Annotated in this window: 21 protein-coding genes and 1 tRNA gene; 18 read left to right on the top strand and 4 right to left on the bottom strand. The window is 65.2% G+C overall.

Annotated features, from left to right (window positions below; all coding sequences use genetic code 11):
* Positions 1–228 precede the first annotated feature (228 nt).
* Entirely contained in the window at positions 229–2,172 is a 1,944-nt protein-coding gene (gene uvrC, locus AC3EDY_RS05110; protein WP_488571558.1) for an excinuclease ABC subunit UvrC, read from the bottom strand.
* A 132-nt stretch (positions 2,173–2,304) separates the two neighbouring features.
* Between uvrC and AC3EDY_RS05105 the strand changes: the two genes are divergently transcribed.
* Complete coding sequence (locus AC3EDY_RS05105) at positions 2,305–2,700, top strand: PilZ domain-containing protein (protein WP_488571390.1); 396 nt, start codon at positions 2,305–2,307, stop codon at positions 2,698–2,700.
* A gap of 5 nt (positions 2,701–2,705) precedes the next feature.
* Here the strand turns inward: AC3EDY_RS05105 and AC3EDY_RS05100 are convergent, their stop codons facing one another.
* Positions 2,706–5,372, bottom strand: coding sequence for a TonB-dependent receptor (locus tag AC3EDY_RS05100; protein ID WP_488571389.1), 2,667 nt, complete (start codon positions 5,370–5,372; stop codon positions 2,706–2,708).
* Positions 5,373–5,700: 328 nt separating this feature from the next.
* Here AC3EDY_RS05100 and infA point away from each other — a divergent pair, with 328 nt between their 5' ends.
* The 15 genes from infA to AC3EDY_RS05025 all read left to right on the top strand — a co-directional run bounded on the left by infA (position 5,701) and on the right by AC3EDY_RS05025 (position 16,679).
* Positions 5,701–5,952, top strand: coding sequence for a translation initiation factor IF-1 (gene infA / locus AC3EDY_RS05095; RefSeq protein WP_488571388.1), 252 nt, complete (start codon positions 5,701–5,703; stop codon positions 5,950–5,952).
* Between the two features lie 16 nt (positions 5,953–5,968).
* Positions 5,969–6,571 carry a Maf family protein gene (locus AC3EDY_RS05090; RefSeq protein WP_488571557.1) on the top strand — a complete coding sequence of 201 codons (603 nt, stop codon included), beginning with the start codon at positions 5,969–5,971 and terminating at the stop codon, positions 6,569–6,571.
* Between the two features lie 4 nt (positions 6,572–6,575).
* The gene (locus tag AC3EDY_RS05085) at positions 6,576–7,589 is read left to right on the top strand and encodes a ribonuclease E/G (RefSeq protein ID WP_488571387.1); all 1,014 of its coding nucleotides are present in this window, start codon (positions 6,576–6,578) and stop codon (positions 7,587–7,589) included.
* Complete coding sequence (yacG, locus tag AC3EDY_RS05080; RefSeq protein WP_488571386.1) at positions 7,586–7,750, top strand: DNA gyrase inhibitor YacG; 165 nt, start codon at positions 7,586–7,588, stop codon at positions 7,748–7,750. The genes AC3EDY_RS05085 and yacG overlap by 4 nt, the downstream gene beginning before the upstream one ends.
* A gap of 138 nt (positions 7,751–7,888) precedes the next feature.
* Positions 7,889–7,964: transfer RNA gene (locus AC3EDY_RS05075), tRNA-Phe, on the top strand.
* Positions 7,965–8,133: 169 nt separating this feature from the next.
* A complete protein-coding gene (locus AC3EDY_RS05070; RefSeq protein ID WP_488571385.1) occupies positions 8,134–9,372 on the top strand; it encodes a tyrosine-type recombinase/integrase in 1,239 nt (412 codons plus the stop codon).
* 234 nt (positions 9,373–9,606) lie between these two features.
* Positions 9,607–9,930, top strand: a complete 324-nt coding sequence (locus AC3EDY_RS05065; protein ID WP_488571384.1) for a hypothetical protein — start codon at positions 9,607–9,609, stop codon at positions 9,928–9,930.
* A 592-nt stretch (positions 9,931–10,522) separates the two neighbouring features.
* Positions 10,523–11,269 carry a hypothetical protein gene (locus tag AC3EDY_RS05060; RefSeq protein ID WP_488571383.1) on the top strand — a complete coding sequence of 249 codons (747 nt, stop codon included), beginning with the start codon at positions 10,523–10,525 and terminating at the stop codon, positions 11,267–11,269.
* An 85-nt stretch (positions 11,270–11,354) separates the two neighbouring features.
* Positions 11,355–11,540, top strand: a complete 186-nt coding sequence (locus AC3EDY_RS05055; RefSeq protein WP_488571382.1) for a helix-turn-helix domain-containing protein — start codon at positions 11,355–11,357, stop codon at positions 11,538–11,540.
* Positions 11,540–11,866, top strand: coding sequence for a hypothetical protein (locus tag AC3EDY_RS05050; RefSeq protein WP_488571381.1), 327 nt, complete (start codon positions 11,540–11,542; stop codon positions 11,864–11,866). Before AC3EDY_RS05055 ends, AC3EDY_RS05050 begins: the two co-directional genes overlap by 1 nt.
* Positions 11,863–12,447 carry a hypothetical protein gene (locus AC3EDY_RS05045; RefSeq protein ID WP_488571380.1) on the top strand — a complete coding sequence of 195 codons (585 nt, stop codon included), beginning with the start codon at positions 11,863–11,865 and terminating at the stop codon, positions 12,445–12,447. The genes AC3EDY_RS05050 and AC3EDY_RS05045 overlap by 4 nt, the downstream gene beginning before the upstream one ends.
* The gene (locus AC3EDY_RS05040; protein WP_488571379.1) at positions 12,444–15,068 is read left to right on the top strand and encodes a DUF927 domain-containing protein; all 2,625 of its coding nucleotides are present in this window, start codon (positions 12,444–12,446) and stop codon (positions 15,066–15,068) included. The genes AC3EDY_RS05045 and AC3EDY_RS05040 overlap by 4 nt, the downstream gene beginning before the upstream one ends.
* On the top strand, positions 15,068–15,448 hold the full coding sequence (locus AC3EDY_RS05035) for a hypothetical protein (protein WP_488571378.1): 381 nt from the start codon (positions 15,068–15,070) through the stop codon (positions 15,446–15,448). Before AC3EDY_RS05040 ends, AC3EDY_RS05035 begins: the two co-directional genes overlap by 1 nt.
* Before the next feature lie 18 nt (positions 15,449–15,466).
* On the top strand, positions 15,467–15,988 hold the full coding sequence (locus tag AC3EDY_RS05030) for a hypothetical protein (RefSeq protein WP_488571377.1): 522 nt from the start codon (positions 15,467–15,469) through the stop codon (positions 15,986–15,988).
* Between the two features lie 142 nt (positions 15,989–16,130).
* Positions 16,131–16,679 carry a recombinase family protein gene (locus AC3EDY_RS05025; RefSeq protein ID WP_488571376.1) on the top strand — a complete coding sequence of 183 codons (549 nt, stop codon included), beginning with the start codon at positions 16,131–16,133 and terminating at the stop codon, positions 16,677–16,679.
* A 609-nt stretch (positions 16,680–17,288) separates the two neighbouring features.
* Here the strand turns inward: AC3EDY_RS05025 and AC3EDY_RS05020 are convergent.
* A complete protein-coding gene (locus AC3EDY_RS05020) occupies positions 17,289–17,621 on the bottom strand; it encodes a hypothetical protein (RefSeq protein ID WP_488571375.1) in 333 nt (110 codons plus the stop codon).
* A gap of 30 nt (positions 17,622–17,651) precedes the next feature.
* On the opposite strand from AC3EDY_RS05020, the gene AC3EDY_RS05015 reads away from it, so the two are divergent.
* Positions 17,652–17,789 carry a hypothetical protein gene (locus AC3EDY_RS05015; RefSeq protein ID WP_488571374.1) on the top strand — a complete coding sequence of 46 codons (138 nt, stop codon included), beginning with the start codon at positions 17,652–17,654 and terminating at the stop codon, positions 17,787–17,789.
* Between the two features lie 213 nt (positions 17,790–18,002).
* The gene (locus AC3EDY_RS05010; protein WP_488571373.1) at positions 18,003–18,605 is read left to right on the top strand and encodes a TetR/AcrR family transcriptional regulator; all 603 of its coding nucleotides are present in this window, start codon (positions 18,003–18,005) and stop codon (positions 18,603–18,605) included.
* 54 nt (positions 18,606–18,659) lie between these two features.
* Here AC3EDY_RS05010 and AC3EDY_RS05005 read toward each other — a convergent pair whose 3' ends face one another.
* A complete protein-coding gene (locus AC3EDY_RS05005; protein WP_488571372.1) occupies positions 18,660–19,727 on the bottom strand; it encodes an LLM class flavin-dependent oxidoreductase in 1,068 nt (355 codons plus the stop codon).
* Positions 19,728–19,731: the final 4 nt, after the last annotated feature.

Below are 19,731 nucleotides of genomic sequence, written 5' to 3'. Positions count from 1 at the left end.
TCATGGCTGCTGCGTTCGGTAAACTGCCTCATATTCCCCCGACATCGCCATGTCGATCCGTCCGACTGCCCCCGACTCGGCCCTGTGAAAAGGTCCGGCCAGCGCAGCTACCTTCAGCAGGCAATTACTTGCCTTGAATACTTTAAAAAGTATGTACCACGCTGCCAAACAAGATCAGCGAAAACAGATCATCATCTTCGTTTTCGGGCGTAGCGGGCGACGGCAACCCTATCCCCTGGCATGATAGAAATCGAAAATGGTCTGCGCTACCGCGGCGCTCACGCCCGGCGCGCGCATGAGATCTTCGAGCGAGGCGGCACGCACTTTCCCGGCCGTACCGAAATGCAGCAGCAGCGCGCGTTTGCGCGCAGGGCCGATTCCCGGAATTTCGTCAAGCGGGCTTGCGGTTATGGCCCGGCTGCGCTTGGCGCGATGCGCGCCGATGGCAAAGCGGTGCGCCTCGTCGCGCAGTTGCTGCAGATAGAACAGCACCGGCGAGTTGAGCGGCAGCAGTTTTTCCCGTCCGTCGGGAAAATGGAAGTGCTCGCGCCCGGCATTGCGGTCCGGCCCTTTGGACACGGCGATCAACGGCACATCCTCGATGCCGAGTTCTTCCAGCGTCTCGCGCACGGCGGTCATTTGGCCGCGGCCGCCGTCGATGAGTACCAGATCGGGCCAGGTCCCGCTCTGGCGGTCGGGGTCGTCGGTCTGGGCACGGCCGAACCGGCGGGCCATGACTTCGCGCATCATGGCAAAGTCATCGCCGGGCCGGGTTTCGACACGCTTGATGTTGAACTTGCGGTATTGCCCTTTCTGGAATCCTTCGGGCCCGGCCACGACCATGCCGCCCAGGGCATTGGTGCCCTGGATATGGCTGTTGTCGTATATCTCGATGCGTTGCGGCACCTCGGGCAATTCGAGGAATTCGGCCAGATCGCGCAGGATCCTGGCCTTGGTGCCGGTTTCGGCAAGGCGGCGGTCAAGCGCCTCGACCGCGTTGCGCTGCGCCTGTTCCATCAGGCGCCGTCGGTCGCCGCGTTGGGGCACGGTGATCTCCACCCGGCCATTGGCCGCGCCATGCAGTGCCTCGGCCAGAAGATCGGCTTCGGGCAACACACGATCAACCATGATCAGGCGCGGCGGCGGCACTTCGTCATAGAACTGGGCCAGGAAGCTGGTCATGACTTCGGCCTCGTCCAGCCCCTCGGTGTGAGTCGGAAAAAACGCCCGGTGCCCCCAGTTCTGGCCACCGCGGATGAAAAAAGCCTGGATGGCGATCTGCCCGCCTTTGATGGCCATGGCGAAGACGTCGGCATTGCCCACTCCTTCCGCGTTGATCGCCTGGCTGCCCTGGATGAACGTCGCGGCGCGCAGCCGGTCGCGTAGCATGGCGGCCCGTTCGAAATCGAGCGCCTGGGCGGCCGCGGCCATCTGCAGTTCGATCTCGCGCTGGACGGCACCTGACCGGCCGCCCAGGAACTCCCTGGCCTGGCGTACGAGATCGGCATAGTCGGCCTCTTCGATGCGGCCGACGCAGGGCGCCGAGCAGCGCTTGATCTGGTACAGCAGGCAGGGCCGGTCCCGCCGCGCCATGAATCCGTCGTTGCAACTGCGCAGCAGGAACAGCTTCTGCAGCGCATTGATCGTGGTGTTGACCGAACCGGCGCTGGCAAAAGGGCCGTAATAATTGCCCTTGGCCTTGCGCGCGCCCCGATGCTTCATGATCCGCGGGAAAGCATGATCGGCGCGCAACAGGATGAAAGGAAACGATTTGTCGTCGCGCAGCAGCACGTTGTAGGGCGGGCGATAGCGCTTGATCAGCTGCGCTTCGAGCAGCAGGGCTTCGGCTTCGGAATTGGTAGTGACGATCGTCATCGACCGCGTCTGGCTGACCATGCGGCGCAGGCGGTTGGGCAGTCGTTCGACCTGCACGTAATTGGCCACCCGGTTCTTGAGCGCGCGGGCTTTGCCCACATAGAGCACGTCGCCACGCGCATCGAGCATGCGATAGACGCCGGGCTTGGGCTTGAGTGTCCGCACCACCTCGCGAATGGTTTCCACGCCGCGTTCCAGATCGGGCTGGTCGGTGCCGCGTACTGTGCTGATCGCGGCGTCTTCGCGAAAGCGCTGGGTATCGCGATCGGGGGTGGAATATGCGCTCTTGCGGGCCATGTCCGCCAGATAGGCGCTGTGGCGCGGTTTGGGGAGAGCCGAACCGCCACCCGCGGTGGACAAGGCCATCTGCGCAATTTTTGCTAGCCATGTGCAAGACGGCGTTTACTCTGTATCTGCTATGTTCCCCCGATGTCGCAAGCCGGAATTCCAGGCAATAGCGGCCCGCAGGGCACGCACGGGCGCCGCGCCAATGCGCGGGCGCGGCTGCACATTCCCGGCCGGCTGGTGCTGCGCCAAAGGATCGCGAAATGCCTGGTGGAAGACATTTCCCGCACCGGGGCAAGGATGGCACTGGACCCCTTGCCGGCGCTTGGCGAAACCGGCGTGCTCGAAATCAACGGGATCGAGGCGTTCGGCACGACCGTGTGGATCGGCCGCAACTGCTGCGGCTTTCATTTCGACGATCCGCTCGCCCTGCAACAGGTGATCGACCTGCGCCAGTTTGCTGACCATTTTGCCGAACACAGCCGCGAGCAGGTGCTCACCGCAGCGCGCGAATTCGTGCAAGGCCGGCGGTTCGTCTAACCACTTCAGAATTGCTTGCGGAATTCCAGTTTGAACACCCGCCCGGTGGGATCGAGATAGCCCGCCTGGTAACGCAGCGGAATGTTGCCGTTCTGATCCACCACTTTCTGCTGGGCATCGAACAGGTTGTTGATCGCCAGCGATACCCGCGTGTTCTTGAGAAACGGTACCGCCTTGACCACGCCGGGGCGGCGGCCCAAGTCTGCGAACAGGCGCAAGTTGAACTTGGCGATAGGACGGAAATCCAACGAGGTGGCGCCGGAATCGGCACGAGCGCCGCCGGTATAGGTGCCGGCGATGCGCAGCCCGAAGCTGCGGTAGAACCCGCCGCCCTCCAGCTCTATGCTGTGCCGCGCGACACCGGTGTTCGACAGCGCGTCGCCGCCGAGCAGGTTGTAGACGGCGCCGCCCGGGGTCAGTTGCACGCGGTCCATCAGCATGATCGTGTGAGTCAGCGAGAGGTTCCAGCGTCCGCGCCCGTCAAAACCACCGGGACCGCCAGGGCCGCCGGGCGGCGGGCCGCCCATACCCCCACTCAGGCCGCCGCCCGTCCCGCCACGCGCGCCGCCGCTCGGAAACGGCCGGGGGCCGCCGGGGCCAGGGGCGAACCCGCCCGGGACCATCCCTCGCATGCCCCGGCGCGCCATGGCCGGGTCCGGCGTGCCGAAGCTGCCCGAAAGATTGATGCCATATCGCAAGCTGTCGCTTTCTCCGCGGGCGAACGTCACCGGACTTTCGTCGACAGACACGATCGCGCCCGCGGCGTTGCGGGTCACGCGTCGGGGGAAAGCGGCCTCGACTTCGGCCGTCAGCAGGGGAAAGCTGTTGCTGGTATTGAAGCTGCGATTGCGGAAGTATTCCATCACGAACGTGGAGTTGGCGAGGAATGGCAAAGTCCAGTTGGCGGCCAGCTTCACGTCGCGCTGGCGTTCCTTGAGCAGGTCGGGATTGCCGCCGGTGGTCACCGTGGCCAGCACCGTCCTGCCGGTGGCGAAATCGTAAAGTGCCACGTTGGGCGTGGTCGTGGTCGGCGCGCCGAGTTGCGAAAGCGTGGGTGCCGTTTCGGCGCCGATGAAAGTGGCTGTAAAACTCAACTTTTCGGTCGGGCGCCAGGTCAGGCCGGCACCATAGTTGTACAGGCTGCCGAAGTCGGACAGATGATGAGCCTCGCCATTGAAATTGAGCGACAGGTTGCCCAGAAAAGCCCCGAAATTCTCGCGCCTGCTGGTGATCGGGACGTCCAGGCTGAACCCCGCCTGCGCATCGCCGCGGTTGAGATCGATCGCGCCCGTATCGGTGCGACTATCGGTACTGTGGATGCCGGAATAGGCAAAGCCGGCCTTGACCGTCAGCGATGCTGCCCCGCCGGGCAGGCGGAACGGCTGGCCGTTGAGCGTGGCCAGCGATGTCAGGGTGTTGGTGCGGCTGAGCGCGCGGTCGTAACCGCCGCTCACGATCGCGCCGGCCGGCAGCGCGCCGGTGGCGCTGAACGTGCCGTCATCGACCAGCGATTGCAGGGCCGACAGATCGACGGACCGGTCGATCCGCGTATCGCTGCTCACGTGGCTGCCATCGGCCGTAACCGAAAGCTGCCATGGGCCCACCCCGGTGTTCAGCCCCGCCCCGGCCGAAAGCGTGGTGGTATAGGCGCGGGTGGCCAGCGGCTCGGGCAAAAGGCTGGTGCGTGTCACGCGCGTGCCGTCGGCGTCGATCAGCGTCCCGCTGTTGAGGCCGTTCCAGCTGCGGCTGTAGTCGCGCTGCGCCAGGGCATTGAGCGTCAGGCCCGTGCCCAGGCCAAGCGGCTTGGACCAGGTCGCGTTCAGCGCGGCGCTATCGGCCTTGGGCTGCAGCGTGCGATAGGCGGCCGGGTTGGGATCACCCGGCACGGTCGATCCGCTGGTGGTGCCCGCCTGACTGATGCCCCGCTCCGCCTCGGTGATCGCGCTTTGCGTAGAAGCCGTGCCGGTCACGTTGATCCGGGCCTTGTTGGCAATTCTGGTCAGCGTCGCTTCCTCGCTGACTTCGGAATAACTGCCGTTGCCCGGCAGGCTGACTTCCGTTTCGGTGCCGAAGCTCTTGTAACGGTCCTTGAGAATGAAATTTACGACGCGCTGGTCCGGGCGATAGCCGTATTTGAGCGCCACCTCCTCGGGAAGAACTTCCACCCGGCGGATCGCTTCGGGTGGCAACCCGCGCATTTCGCGAAAGTTGGCAATGCGCATGCCGTTGAGCAATATCACCGGCCCGTCGCCACCGCGGCCCCGCCCCGAACCGGTCTGCGGCGCCAGGGCGGCAAGCAGATCTTGAATCGAATTCGCCCCGTACGAAGCGATGACCTCTTCGTCCAGCGTCACGATCGGCGGCTGATCGGCCCTGACAACGCCTTTCACCGCGGTGCCGGTCACCAGGATGTCGCCGGTGTTGTCGTCCAACCCGTCGCCATTGGCATCGACGCCCAGCTGGCCCTGGCTGTTGACCAGGGCCGTGCCGGTTGCACCAGGCGTCGGGTCCTTGGGCGCGGTGGCGAGCGGGGCGGGCACGGCACTGGCCTGATCGGCCGGGACACTGGCCGCAATCGCCGGCTGGCCGCCCAAGAAGGCCCCGAGCAGGACCCCGAGCATGGCCCGCGCCGAAACGGCACACTGCAGGTCGATACGAAAGGACACGCGCATAAATTCCGATGCTTGTCATGGTCGAGCCGAGCGGGCCCGCCAGTGCCGGCAGCAGCGCCAGCGGCGCCGTCGTGCTGGCCTGAGGCGCTTTTCGAAACAACGCACAAATGGTATCAATTTGTCGTTCCCGGCCAGAACCGCCCCGTCCGTGGGCCGCGTGCGGCAGGCGCGTGATGCCGGGGCTTTTCTTTTCGCGGCTGGAACGCTATGGGCGCCACGCGCGTCGTGTTACCGCGATCCTGAAATCCCGTGGCCATGCAACCAGCATCCTTACGGTGCCGGTTGTGGTTTCGGCCATTTAAGACAAAAAAGGCAACTGACCCCGCCGATGGCGAAAGAAGAACTCCTCGAGATGCGCGGCACGGTTGTGGAACTGTTGCCCAATGCCATGTTTCGCGTGCGTCTGGAAAACGATCACGAGATCCTGGGCCACACCGCCGGCAAGATGCGCAAGAATCGCATTCGCGTGCTGGTGGGCGATGAAGTGCTGGTGGAACTCACCCCTTATGATCTGACCAAAGGGCGCATCACCTATCGCTTCATGCCCGGCCGGGGCGGCCCCGGCCCCGGCCCCTATTGACGCCCGGTTGCCGGTGATGGAGGCCCGCGCGGGCGCCCGTGCGCAGCGTCCGTTGCTGGTGCTGGCGTCGGCAAGCCCGCGCCGGCGCGATCTGCTTGCGCGCCTGGGCCTCGTGCCCGAACGGATCGTCGCCACCGGTATCGACGAAAGCCCTTTGCCCGACGAAACGCCGCGCAGCCATGCGGTACGCCTGGCCGCGGAGAAGGCACGCGCGGCGGCCCGTGTCACGCCCGGTGCCGCCATCCTGTCGGGAGATACGGTGGTGGGCGCAGGCCGCCGCATCCTGCCCAAGGCAGAGGACGAAGCCACCGCCCGCCAATGCCTTGCCCTGCTGTCCGGCCGCCGCCATCGTGTCTATTCGGCCGTGGCGCTGCACATGCCCGATGGCACGCTGCGCCAGGCCTTGAGCGAGACCGTAGTGCGTTTCAAGCGCTTGTCGGATGCGGAGATCGAGGCCTATGTCGCCGGCGGCGAATGGCAGGGCAAAGCAGGTGGCTATGCGATCCAGGGCAGCGCCGAGGGGTTCTGCGCCTGGCTGGCCGGCAGCCACTCGGGCGTGATCGGCCTGCCCTTGTTCGAAACCCGGCGCCTGCTCGTTTCCGCCGGCCTGCTGGGCTGACGCCGTGGCCGCCGTCTGGCTGGTGGAAGAGGGCATTGGCGAAACCCGCGCGGCGCTCGTCGCCGGCGGCACGATCCTGGCAGCCCGGCTGGATTGGCATGCTGGCCTTGTGCCCGGCCTTGTCGCGCCGGCACGCGTCGCCAGCCGGATGGCCGGCACGGGGGCCGGCACCGTGGCGTTCGCCGACGGTGCCCTTGCCATGGTCGACGGGCTGACCCCGGCCTTGCCCGAGGGGGCCACCGGCCTGTTCCGCGTGACCCGCGCCGCCATTGCCGAAAAGGGCCGCACCAAGCTGCCCATGGCCCGCCTGGCCGTGCCGGGTGAGGCGCCACGCCCTGCGCCGTCTCTGATGGAACGATTGGCCGCCACCGGCCATCCCGTGCGCCAGGTCCACATAGCCGATCCCGCACTCGACGAAGCCGGGTGGGACGATCTGATGGACGAGGCGATGACCGGCGAAATTGCTTTCCCGCGCGGCGCCTTGTGCATCAGCCCGACGCCGGCAATGACGCTGATCGACGTGGATGGCAGCCCGCCCCTGCCCGCGTTGGCACTGGCAGCCGTGCCGGCCATTGCCGCGGCGATCATACGGCTGGACATCGGCGGATCGATCGGCATCGATTTTCCGACGCTGGGAGAACGGCGCTCCCGCCAGGCCGTGGACAATGCGCTGGGCGAAGCGCTGGAAAGTTTGGGCGCCCATACCGGCTGGCGCTGTGAGCGGACCGCGATGAACGGCTATGGCTTCGTCCAGCTGGTGGCACGGCTCGAGCGCCCCTCGCTCTGCGCGCTGCTGGCGCGCCATCCGTTGCCGGCCGCAGCCCGACGCCTGCTGCGCCGCGCAGAGCGGGTGCGCGAACCGGGCACGCTGCTGCTCACCTGCCACCCTGCCCTGCGCCGCGCCGTGCTGCCGCAATGGGAAAGCGCATTGGCGCGCCGCACTGGCCGGGCACTGCACTGGGCGCTTGACGAAACCCTTGCGCCCACCGCCGGATTTGCCCAGGCGATAATCCGATGACTACGCCCAAACGCTGCCCGATCTGCGGCAAGCCCCGCAGCGATGCCCACAAGCCGTTCTGCTCTGCCCGCTGCCGCGATCGCGATCTGATGCGCTGGCTGGAAGACGGCTACGCACTGCCCGGCCCGCCCGCCGACGCCGAGGAAGAATCGCCCGATTGATTGCCCCGCAAGCCTGCGCCGAAACGGCCAGATGTGGAAAATAGATGCATTTGAGGGCTGGACAAGCCCAGGCCACCTCGCCATACGGCGCTTCACCAAACGCAAGGCGCCAGGCCCAAGGCCCGCCCTGCACGGCAAGCCCGGGTAGCTCAGTTGGTAGAGCACGTGACTGAAAATCACGGTGTCGGCGGTTCGATTCCGTCCCCGGGCACCATTTCCCTGTCCAGCTATGTCTATATACGGCTAGACATACCCCCAAAATCCGCGGTATTTCAGCCTTTATCAGGCCAGGCACGTCCAGTTGCGTCCACCTCTAGCCACCCGTCTACGGGGGTATGATCGGGGGTAGCGCTCATCGGCCTGGGGGTATGTGAGGGCAGGCAATGGCGCTGACAGATATTGCGATCCGCCAGGCAAAGCCGGTGGCGAAACAATACAAGATCGCGGATGGCGCGGGGCTGTATCTTCTGGTGACACCAGCCGGGGGAAAGCTTTGGCGGTTCAAGTATCGCGTCGCCGGCAAGGAAAAGCTGTTGGCGTTCGGCGCCTATCCCGAAGTGACCCTGGCCGAAGCACGCAAGCGCCGGGATGACGCCCGCGAACAGATTGCGGCCAGCAAGGATCCTTCGCGGGAAAAGAAGCGCGCCAAAGTGCAGCAACAGGCGCAGGCCATGAACACCTTTGCCATTATCTCCGCTGAATACTGCGCCAAGCGCAAAGGCGATGGGCACGGCGGCTGGTCGGACACCACAGCCAAGCGCAGCGAATATCTGCTGTCCTGCTTGAATGCAGGCCTGGGAAACCTGGCCATTGGCGATATCGAGCCGAGCGACATTCTTGCCGCTGTGCGCAAGATCGAAGGCCGGGGAAAGCTGGAAAGCGCCAGGCGCTGCCTGCAACTTGCTGGCGTGGTTTTTCGGTATGCCGTTGCCACGGCCCGCCTGGCAACCGATCCAACGCGCGATCTGCGCGGCGCCTTGGCAACGCCCAAGGTCACACATTACGCGGCGATCCTGGAGCCGGTGAAGGTGGGCGAGCTGCTGCGCGCCATAGACGGCTATGAAAGCATGGGCCTTACCCGGCTGGCGCTGCAACTGGCACCGCATGTGTTCGTGCGGCCTGGTGAGCTGCGCCAGGCCCGATGGGAGGAAATCGACCTGGACGGGGCGCTGTGGACGATCCCAGCCGCGAAAACCAAGATGCGCAAGGATCATCGCGTCCCACTGTCCCGCCAGGCTGTGGCGATCCTGCGCGAGCTGAACGCCATTACGGGTCCGGCCGGCTATGTCTTTCCGTCGATCCGCACCCGCGCCAGGCCCATGAGCGAAAACACCTTGAACGCGGGCCTGCGCCGGCTGGGCTATGCGAGCGACGAAATGACGGCGCACGGCTTCCGGGCGATGGCCGCAACGCTGCTCAACGAAAGCGGCAAATGGCACCCCGACGCGATCGAGCGGGCCTTGGCCCATGGCGATCCCGACAAGGTGCGGGCCGCCTATACGCGCGGCGCATACTGGCAAGAGCGGGTGGAGATGGCTCAATGGTGGAGCGACCATCTCGATACCCTGCGCAAGGGTGCGGACGTGGTGCCGATCGGCAAGGCGAAGGGCGGCAGCAAGTGAGCGAACCGGCCACGAACGTTGTGCCCTTCGCGGTAAAGGGGCGCTGGACTGTCGCCGTCGAGAGTGCCTGGCGCCTGGTCAGGGTTCGGCGTCGCCGCGATTGGTATGCCGTGGCGCGGCGGCTGGGGCATGAGGACAGGCGCTATCGGTGTGCCAGCCGCGCCGATGCTTTGTGGATCGCAGAACAGTTGCGCACTGGCTTCCAGCATCTCGCGGCGACGGGGAACTAAAGCGATGGGCACTGCTCGCAAGCCATCCCTGCGCGGGCTGCGGAACAACCTGCCAGCCAACGTGGTGATATTGCCAAACGCGGCAGCACGCCAGGTGCAGCAAAGGGGCGGCCCTGGCTATATGCGGACCCGCCGCGACCTGGAGGCCCGGCAAGCCATCGCCTTTCCATACAAGGCGCCGTTCATTCGTGAACAGGAAAGGCCGGCGCAATCCCTGACACTCCGGGCAGACGTGCCGGCTTTCGATCCCGGCAACCCCGAACACCTACGGGCCTGGGAAGCACTCTGGGATTTCGGCCAGGGCCAGCCGCCAGGCACAGAGCGATAGGGCAATGCCTGGGCGCGCGGCGGCTGGGGGGTTGGGGGATGCCACACGCGCGCGCCATTCCGCGCCTGTCGCTGGCGGCGCGGCCCGCAAGGCGGGGGGGGTGGTCAAAAGTCCAGAGCGGTGGACCTGGCCAGCACCACGCCTCCCCCCATTGGGAGAGTTTTTTCTTGCTCTGCGCATTTCACAGGGGCGGGCCAAGGATCGCAACCGATGGCGGGCGCAAACCCGCCATCCGCCCGGCTGGGGTCTTTGCCAGCCCGAACGCGGCGCCGATCGCCTGGCACGGCCATGGAAGCGGCAAAGGCGCCAGGGCGGATGGCGGGTTTGCGATCTGGCGAAGTGGTGCCGTTTCCAGCCGTTTATTTTTCCACTTTGGCCGCTGCTATCGGGAGCGAATGAATTACAAGGGAACAATGGGAACATGGGAACAAGCTATAGCAAACAGGCAGAATGCCTTGCTTTGGCGGGCTGCTGATCTGTTCCCGCGCGTTCGGGGCTGGCTGGGAACATGGGAACAGAATGCGCCCTTTCCGAACCTGGAAAATCCGCGCGCGTGTGGCATCCCCCTGCTCCCGCCAGCCGGCGGGCGGGAATGATGGCGCGCGGTCCTGTAGCTACTGAACGGCTGGTTTCAGATGCCTTTGCCGCATTGGCGGGGGCCGGCGATGTTAATGCGCAAGCGGCTCAACAGGCCCTTGCTAATGCGGCAAAGGCGTTAGCGCGGGCGCTACCGGCTCGTGACGGAATGTATGATCCGGCCTTGGACGGGCCACCTATGTCGCCGGAACAAATCAAAGCGGTGGCTATTGATGCGCGATCCTTTCTCGAGCTTGTTGCCGATCTGCTGGGCAGTCCTGGCGATCCCGATTGGATGGGCGATGACTTTGCATTTTCCGGGGCGTTGAAAAGGCGGCCTGACTGGAAACCTAAGGCCGAACTAACGGCAGCTCAACGCAAGCGCCATGCGGCGGCGGCGCGGGTTTATGAGCTGATGGCGGCCGCGTTTCTCGACAATGGCCAGCCGCCGAAACAAGAGGCCGCCATTTCCGGCGCGATGCAGGAATTTGGATTGGCGCGTTCAAAGGTGATGCAGGGTCTTAAGGAATACAGAGAAAGCAAGAGCTGGCTGCAATCACGCATCAGCGACGATGACGGCGAATTGAGGATTCCGCTTGTGCGGGAGCAAATGGCGAGAACCCATCGGATGCTTGTGCACCATGCCATGGAGCGCGAGTGGTTCAGGCGAAATCCCGATGCTCAATTTCTCGGGGTTCCTGCTGGTTCCGCCTTGGAAAGGGAGCTACTTAGCCACGAAAGTCCCCGCGATCCGCAAGAGTGAGGGCATTTCGCAGGGACCGCAATCTTGCTGACTGCGCGCAGGCTGTGCCTATTGATCTGAACTCCCTGGACTTGGGAGTTCACAAATGGATGACACTGTTTCAAGCGCGCCTCTCGCTTACTCGATCAAAGAGGCCAGCCGCGCCACCTCGCTGGGACGTTCCCGGCTCTATCAGTTGATTGCCGCTGGCCAGTTGGAGGCCGTCAAGGTCGGCAAGCGAACGCTGATCCCTGCCCATGCCCTGCGCAAGCTGCTGGGCGCCGGCCAGTGATGGGCGACAGCAGCGCCGTGCGATCCGGCAGGATCAATTTCGAGCGTATCAACCGCGCCGCCCTGGCCAGCGCAACGGCGGTGGTGCGCGGCCTGCTGCCCGAAGGCCGGCTGGAAGGGCATGAATACGTGGCGCGCAACCCGCTGCGCCCGGACAAGCGGCTGGGTAGCTTCAAGGTGAATGTCACCACGGGGCGATGGGCAGACTTCGCCACAGGCGATGGCGGCGGCGATCTGGTGAGCCTGGCCGCGTTCGTGTCTGGCCTGCCCCAGCGCGAGGCCGCCATTCGTCTGGCGGAATCCTTGGGGGTGTCCCCATGGCAATGAGCGAACGCGATGCCACGCGGCTGGCCACGCTGCGCCTGGCGGTGGGCGCCGGCAATTTCTCTGCCAGCGCCCTGGGCGTGGCGATCCGCGATGTTGTCGGCCCCGCCCCCCGGCTGCTCAAAGCCGCGCGCGAGCTGCTGGGCTGGGATATCGAAACCTTGGCCACGGCGGCTGGCATCGCCGCGCTAGACGTGCGCGGCTGCGAGCGGGCGGGCGGGGCATCGGCTCGCACCCTGTGCACCCTGCAACTCTGGTTCGAAGGCAAGGGCATCCGCTTCCACGAATGGGATTTTCACGGCGAATATGGGGTAAGGCTGTCCCTGGGCTGGGCAGACGATCGCCGCGCCATCCGTGCCGCCTGTGCCCTGCTGGGTAGCCCCATCAAGGCCCTGGCCGCCCATTCCGGGCTTTCGGCCACCCGCTTTGAAAAGCTGATGCAGGCCCGGCAAGGCATCGTGCCACCCGTGGCGGCGCGCATGATGGTGGCGCGCCTGGAAAACGCTGGCGCGCGCTTCATTCCCGCTTCCCCAGCCGGCTGGGCAGGCATCCGTGCAGGCCAGGGCGAAGGGGTTTCGCTGTGACGGGTGGCCCCGATCCCTTTGACGGCGTGGCCAAGGCCCTGGCGGGTGGCGGCGATGTGCCAGCCGGCGACCTGCCCGAGACGAAACGCAAGAGCGCGCCAAAGCCCAAGGGCGATTGGGTCTGGCCAGTGCCCCCCGATGCGCCGGACGCTCGAACCTCGCACAACCATCATGGCAAGCCATCCGCGTCCTGGGCCTATCGCGATGCGCAAGGCCGGCTGGTCCATTGGGTCTGCCGCTTCGACAAGCCGGACGGGTCAAAGGAAATCCTGCCGCAAACCCTGTGGCGTGATGGCGGGCGGCTGGCCTGGCGCTGGGGCGCCCCGCCTGTGCCCCGCCCGCTCTATGGGCTGGATCGGCTCGCCTTGGCACCAGCCGCGCCCGTGCTGGTGGTGGAAGGCGAAAAGACAGCTGACGCGGCGGTATCACTGTTCCCCGGCTTTGCCGTGCTGTCCTGGTCTGGCGGTTCCAAGGCCGTGGGCAAGGCCGATTGGCAGGCGCTGGCGGGGCGCCGGGTGGCGATCCTGCCCGATGCCGATACACCTGGGCGCGAGGCCGCGCAGGCCGTGCGCAAAGCCGCCCTGGCGGCTGGGGCGGAGGGGGCCGCAATTGTCCAGCTCCCCGCCGCGCTGCCAGCCGGGTGGGATTGTGCCGATACGTTCCCCCCGGCCCTGTCCCATGCCGATCTGCGGGCCTTGATCGGCGCCGCCCTGGAAGCCGCCAGCGCCGGTAGGCTCGATATGCCAGCCGGCTACACCCTCGATGAAGATGGGCTGTATTGGCTTGAGCCTGGCAAGGATGGCGCGGAAGCGCGGCCCGTGCGCCTGTCCGATCCCTTTGATATTCTGGGGGAAGCGCGGGACGGCGATGGCGGCGATTGGGGCCTGTTGCTGCGGTTCTGGGACCGGGACGGCATGGAAAAGCGCAAGACCATCAAGCGCGCGGCCCTGGCATCGGATGCCGGCGCGGTGCGGGCCGAGCTGGCCGGCGCCGGAATGCTGATCCTGTCGGCGCCAGGCCAAAGCGATCGGTTCATTCGCTTCCTGCGAGCGGTGACGCATAGCGCCCGTCTTACCCTGGCCGAGCGAACGGGCTGGGTCGATTCCAGCCGGTTTGTCTTGCCCCATACGATCATCGCGCCGCCTGGCGCGGAACCGGTGCATTTCGATGGCGCCGCGTCTGCCCTGCATTATCGGGAGCGGGGCGACCTGGACGGCTGGCGCAACAGCCTGGCCGCGCTGGCGCCGGGCAATAGTCTGCTGATGTTCGCCATTTCGCTCGCGTTCGTGGGGCCAATCATGCGCTGGCTCGATATGGAAGGAGGCGGCTTCCATTTCCGGGGCGCGTCCAGCACTGGGAAAACGTCGCTGGCCATGGCGGCTGGCAGCGTGTGGGGTGGCGGCGGCTCGCTGGGCTTTGCATCGAGCTGGCGCGCCACCGGGAACGCTCTGGAAGGCGTTGCCCATGGCCATACGGAAACGCTGCTGATCCTGGACGAATTGGCGCTTGTCGATCCTCAAGAGGCTGGCAGCGCCGCCTATGCCCTTGCCAGCGGCCAGGGGAAGGCCCGCGCGCAACAGAGTGGCGCCCTGCGCCGCCGGGCAGAGTGGCGCGTCATGGTCTGTTCGACCGGGGAAATCGGGCTGGCCGATCACATGCGGGCCGCCAAGCGCGGTGAGCGCACCATGGCCGGCCAGGAATTGCGCCTTTTGGACATTCCAGCCGATGCCGGCGCCGGCCTGGGCGCCTGGGAAATGCTGCACCAGATGGCGGGGCCAGCCGCGTTTTCCGACGCCATCAAGGTGGCCTGCGCTGCCCATTATGGCCATGCCGGCCCGGCCTTCGTGCGCGGCCTGGTGGCCGATCCCGTGCATTGGGAGCGCGAGGCGCGGCGCCTGGCGAAAGCATTCGTGGCAACCGCCAGTCAGGATGGCGATAGCGGCCAGGTGCAGCGCGGGGCACTGCGGTTTGCAGCGGTCGCTGCGGCAGGGGAGATGGCAGCGGCCTTGGGAGTGGTGCCGTGGCGCGCTGGGGAAGCGACGGCAGCGGGGGTTTCGTGCTTCAATGCCTGGGCGGCTGGCTTCGGGCGCGCCGGCCTGCGCGAACATCGGCATATCCTGGAACGGGTGCGCAATGCCATTCAGGCTGGGCAATCCCGCTTCGCCAGCGTTCCCAAGGCCAAAGTATATGGCGCCTATGGGGATGAGCCGGACGAAGGCAGCGCCAGCAACAGGCAAGGCGAAGCGCGCTCGCTCTCCACGCTGGGATACCTGCACGACATCGAGCCGGGAAAGTCCTGCTATCTGTTCCATGACAGCGGCTGGAACGAAATCCTGACCGGTTGCGACCCCAAGGAAGCCGCTATGGTGTTGCAGCAACAAGGCTTCCTGGTGCCGGGCGACGGTGGCCGGCTCAAGCGCAAGCAACGTGTGGGCGATCAAACGCCACGGTTCTACACGGTGCGCGCAACCATCCTGGAATGGGATGCGAGCGACCTGGGCAAGCAGGGCGGCGGCGCGCCTGATCGCGCCCCAGCCGGGCAGGCCGATGCGGGAGTGGGCGCGCTTGATCCTGGCGATTCCTTCGATGCCAGCGGCAACGTAGATCCGTTCGGCTGGTAATGGTCACGCCCGCCAGCTCTTCACAATTGGACTTGTTCGCACCCGCGCCAGAACCGGCCAGGCAGCGTGGTGGCATCCCGCGCCATATCCCCAGCCCGGAAGGCTTGTTGCTGGCCAAAGAGATGAAAGCGGCTGGCGCCCGGCAAGACGCGATCGCCAAGGCGCTGGGCATCTGCACAAGCACCCTCGCCACGCACTATTTCCCCAGCCGCGCCGCCAAGCCTCCCAAGGGGCGGCGGCGGCATGAACCAACGCCAGCAACGCGCAGGATCGTTCGGCGCGCTGTACGGGCTGGGATGGGGCCAGCTTCTATTGCCAAGCTGATCGGCATTTCGCCACCGACGCTGCGGCTGTACTACCGCCAAGAATTACAGATATAGGCGATCGCACCGGCTGGGATGCCGGCCGATCGCCAGGCGCGTCCCTGGACCTGGTGCAGCCGACCGCCCGCCAGCTCGACGCGATCGCGGCCGGCCTCGATCCGCACCAGCCGCACCGCCGCTGCGCTGGCCTGGCGCTCGATCGCACCGGCTGGGATGCCGGCCGATCGCCAGGCGTGTCCCTGGACCTGGTGCGACCGGCCGCCCGCCAGCTCGACGCGATCGCGGCCGGGCCTCGATCCGCACCAGTCGCACCGCCGCTGCGCTGGCCTGGCGCTCGATCGCACCGGCTGGGACGCGGGCCGATCGCCCGGCACGTCCTGGCCCTGGTGCAGCCAGCCGCCCCGCCAGCTCGACAGGATCGCGGCCCACCTCGATCCGCACCAGTCGCACCGCCGCTGCGCTGGCCTGGCGCTCGATCGCACCGGCTGGGACGCGGGCCGATCGCCAGGCGCGTCCCTGGACCTGGTGCAGCCAGCCGCCCGCCCGCTCGACACGATCGCGGCCAGCCGATCCGCACCAGCCGCGCCGCTGCGCTGACGCTATACACCTGGCGCCGTCTCAAATGGGTATACCCAAGCGGCGCGGGACAATGAGACGCCAAATATGTCTCATTAGGATTGACATTTAATTTTGAGACGACTAGTCAGAGATGGTCTAGAGGCTATTGAGACATTTTCCCATGCCCGCGATCATCGGTTACGCCCGCGTCAGCACAGACGATCAAGATTGCGCCATCCAAGAGGCAGCATTGGCTGCGGCCGGCTGCACCATCATTCGATCGGAAAAGCGCAGCGGCACGGCGCTGGCAGGACGCTCCGAGCTTGAGACAGTTTTGGCCTTCCTTCAGGCGGGCGATACCCTGATGGTGACGCGCATTGACCGGCTGGCGCGTTCGGTTCGGGATTTGGAAGCCCTGGTGGACACGATCAAGGAACGTGGTGCCTTCCTGCGGGCGACGGAACAACCAATCGACACCGCTACGCCAGCCGGGAAAGCATTCTTGCAAATGCTGGGGGTGTTTGCCGAGTTCGAAACCGCGCTGCGGCGGGAACGCCAGTTGGAAGGCGTGGCGAAGGCCAAAGCCGCTGGTGTCTACAAGGGCCGCAAGCCGTCTGTGGACGTGGCACAGGTGAAGGCCCTTCACGGCGAGGGCCTGGGGGCAACGGCCATTGCTGCCCGCTTGGGCATCGGGCGCGCCAGCGTCTATCGGGCTTTGGAAAGCGAGTGATGCTGGCCCGGCGCGATCGGGCGGCGCGCTCGATCGCACTGGCCGGCAGCGCCGATGCCTGGCGCCTCGCCACGGCGATTGCATGGCGCAGGTGCCGAACAGCCCCGCCGCCGATCGCGCCGGTTGTTCCCAACCATGGCGGCTGGGAACGGATGCGGGCGCGGCTGGGAACATAGTTTAGCCTGCCAAATCATCGCCTTATAGGACGTGTTCCCAATTTCCCAGCGTTCCCGGCATTTCATGAGCATTCCCACAACGCTCCGCGAGCGGCCGGACAAATGGCAGCGGCGATCAAACGTGCGATTGGCACCGGTTCGATGGATCGAACGCCCCAAGGGCGAGCTGGCGGGGGTATGATTGGGGGTATCGTATCGGCCGCCCTTCACGATCACCCAACATTATAAATAGCTTATCGGGATTTTGCGGTTCCGTCCCCGGCACCATCGCCCGCACCCATTTCCCCACTCGCCAGCATCCGCCAAATGTTGGAAAAATGGCAGAAATCTGCTATTTTCCTCATTGGCCTAACCGCTGATGACCACCTTTGTTCGCCCGCAGCCGAGTGATTCTGGTATTACGGTATTACGGCGGGTATTACGGTGACAGGTATTACGGTGACAGGTGCGTAAACCCCGAAATATCCTTCGGCTTTGGCCCCCGCTTCCCGGGAATGAGCGCCAGTCCGGTTTTCCGCTGCATATCTTCCAGCCACTCCCGTGATCCGACTGGACGACCAATGGTCTCGGCATGACGCAGGGCAGCATAGGTGAACGCTTCGTCGAACGCTTCTTCAAGGAATGCGGGAAAGTCCGCGATCCGCTCCAGCGCCGGCGCGACCTTGACGACATGGTCATCCGCCCCGGCAAAATGCGCCCTTACGCTCGACCACGCCCAGTCCTGCGCACGCGCAACCAAACGTGCCCGTACAGGGTTGAGCGCCACATAGCGGAAGGCTGCGTGCAGGTATTGGGGATGATCAGGCTTTGCCCGGCCACCAGGTTGCTCGAAGGCGAGAGGCCGTTGGCATCGGCGATCATGTACCAGAAGCTGGCATCGCCCCACACTTCCAGCGCGATCGATTCCAGCGTGTCGCCCGCTTCGACCGTGTAACGCGAGGCGGTCGCTTCGTAGGTCAGCCCGTTGATCGGGTCATAGCTCTGGTCGAAATCGGCATAGTTCGAGGAATAGGTGCTGCCCCCGCGGAAGGCTCCGGTGCCGCCGCTGGCGGTGTGGCTGGCGATGCTGGTGGCTGGAGCCTGGCCCTCTTGCCCGATATGCCAGAAACCCGTTTACAGCGCTTTGGCAGCCCTATAGACCTGATGCATGACGCGCCCTCGGACCCTTAGCGATGAGCAGATCATCGCTACCGCCCGCGAAATGTTCAGGGAATATGGCCCGGACATCACCGTCGATGCCATCGCCAGTGCGTTGGGCGTTACCAGCCCGCTGATTTTTCAGCGGTTCGGCAAAAAAGCGGACCTGATGATCGCCTGCTTTGAATCGCCGATGACGCAGATGGCGATCTCGGATCTCATACCGGGCCGTCCCGACGAGAGGCCGATCGAAATACAGCTTACTGAAATCGCGCAACGCATCGTGAACATGTATCAGATAGTCGGTCCGCTGCTCAGGATCGCGCAGCAGGGTGTCATGCCGCTTTCGAGATTATTGGATTCCTCGAAAGTCCCTCCGGCGGAGGAGATCATCCAGGATTTGGCCCGCTGGTTTGGTCAGGCGAAAGAGGCTGGGCTGATTTCCGTTCCCTCCCCGGCCACGGCCGCCGCCGTGCTGCTGGGCGGGCTTATCTTCGAACACGGTTTCAATCGCGATCCGAAACTGACTTGGCGCGACGAAGATGAAAACGGGCCGATCGGGTCTTCGATCGCGTCTGAAGTTGTGACTGTCGTTATGCGCGGAATCCGTTGACGATCTGCGCGCGGACCGGGGCCCGCCTGGCCCCGATCCGCCGCGACGGCGCCGTTATCCGGTGGTGAATTGCGGCATGATTTCGGCGGCAAAACGCCGCATGGATCTTTCGGCGACTTCGACAGGCATCAAGCCGATCTGAAACCCGGCCATCATATGCCGCACGCCCATGTTGGCCATATCCTGGATCCGCGCGGCGACGGTTTCGGGCGAACCCGTCGGCATGCCCATCGATGCGCCCCCCGGTCCCATGCCCAGGCCCGCTTGCGGCGGCCCGAAACGGTCGCGGCCGAGCGGGACATCGGGATAGTAGGTGGGGGCCAGGTCTTCCTGCCGGTTGACCCAGATGCCGAATTCCTCGAACGGCTTCTGCAGCGCCGCCAGCGCCTCTTCATCGGTATCGGCGACATGAAAGAACGACGGTATCACGCACCAGTCGAGGCAGAATTCGATCAGTTCGTCGGCATGCCCGGCCGAGCGCAGCACTTGTTCATACGTCGCGTCCTCTCCGGCATCGGCCGAAGGCAGGCCGAAAATGGGCCAGCCGCTGAGCGCCGCATGGCGCACACTTGCCGGACGCTGCGATATGCGGATGATCTTCGGGTGCGGCGCGCCATTGTAGGCAGCCGGGACGATCCGCTCGAACACCTTGCCTTTGAAATAGGGGCCGCTGATGTCCAGGGGCGGGTCCTCGCGCTTCTTGGCCCACAGTTTCATCAGCGCATCGATCGTCGCCGCGTTGCGCTCGTTCGCCTCGTCATGATGAAAGCCCAGCCCCAGGGTCTCGCCCGGAATGCCGCCCTTGCCGAAGCCCAGAAGCAGCCGCCCTTCCATGAGATTGTCGAGCAGGTTGAGATCTTCGGCAAAGCGCGCCGGATGGTAGTTGGGTGGCGAGACCGTCGCAAACGACAAGTACATGCGCTTGATATGCGCCGCGATGTGCGCGCCGAAAACGATCGGATTGGAATAGGCGTTATAACCGCTGAAATGATGCTCACTTAAAAAAACGCCGGCAAATCCCAGTTCCTCGGCAACCTTGACAAGGTGGATGGTATCCTGGATTGCCTTCTGATCCTGATCAGGTTCCAAAGTCAAAGGACAAACGAACAAAGAAAACTTCATAAAT

The organism is Novosphingobium sp. DS6-6, from assembly GCF_057784975.1.
This window is presented reverse-complemented; position numbering and strand designations above follow the sequence as displayed.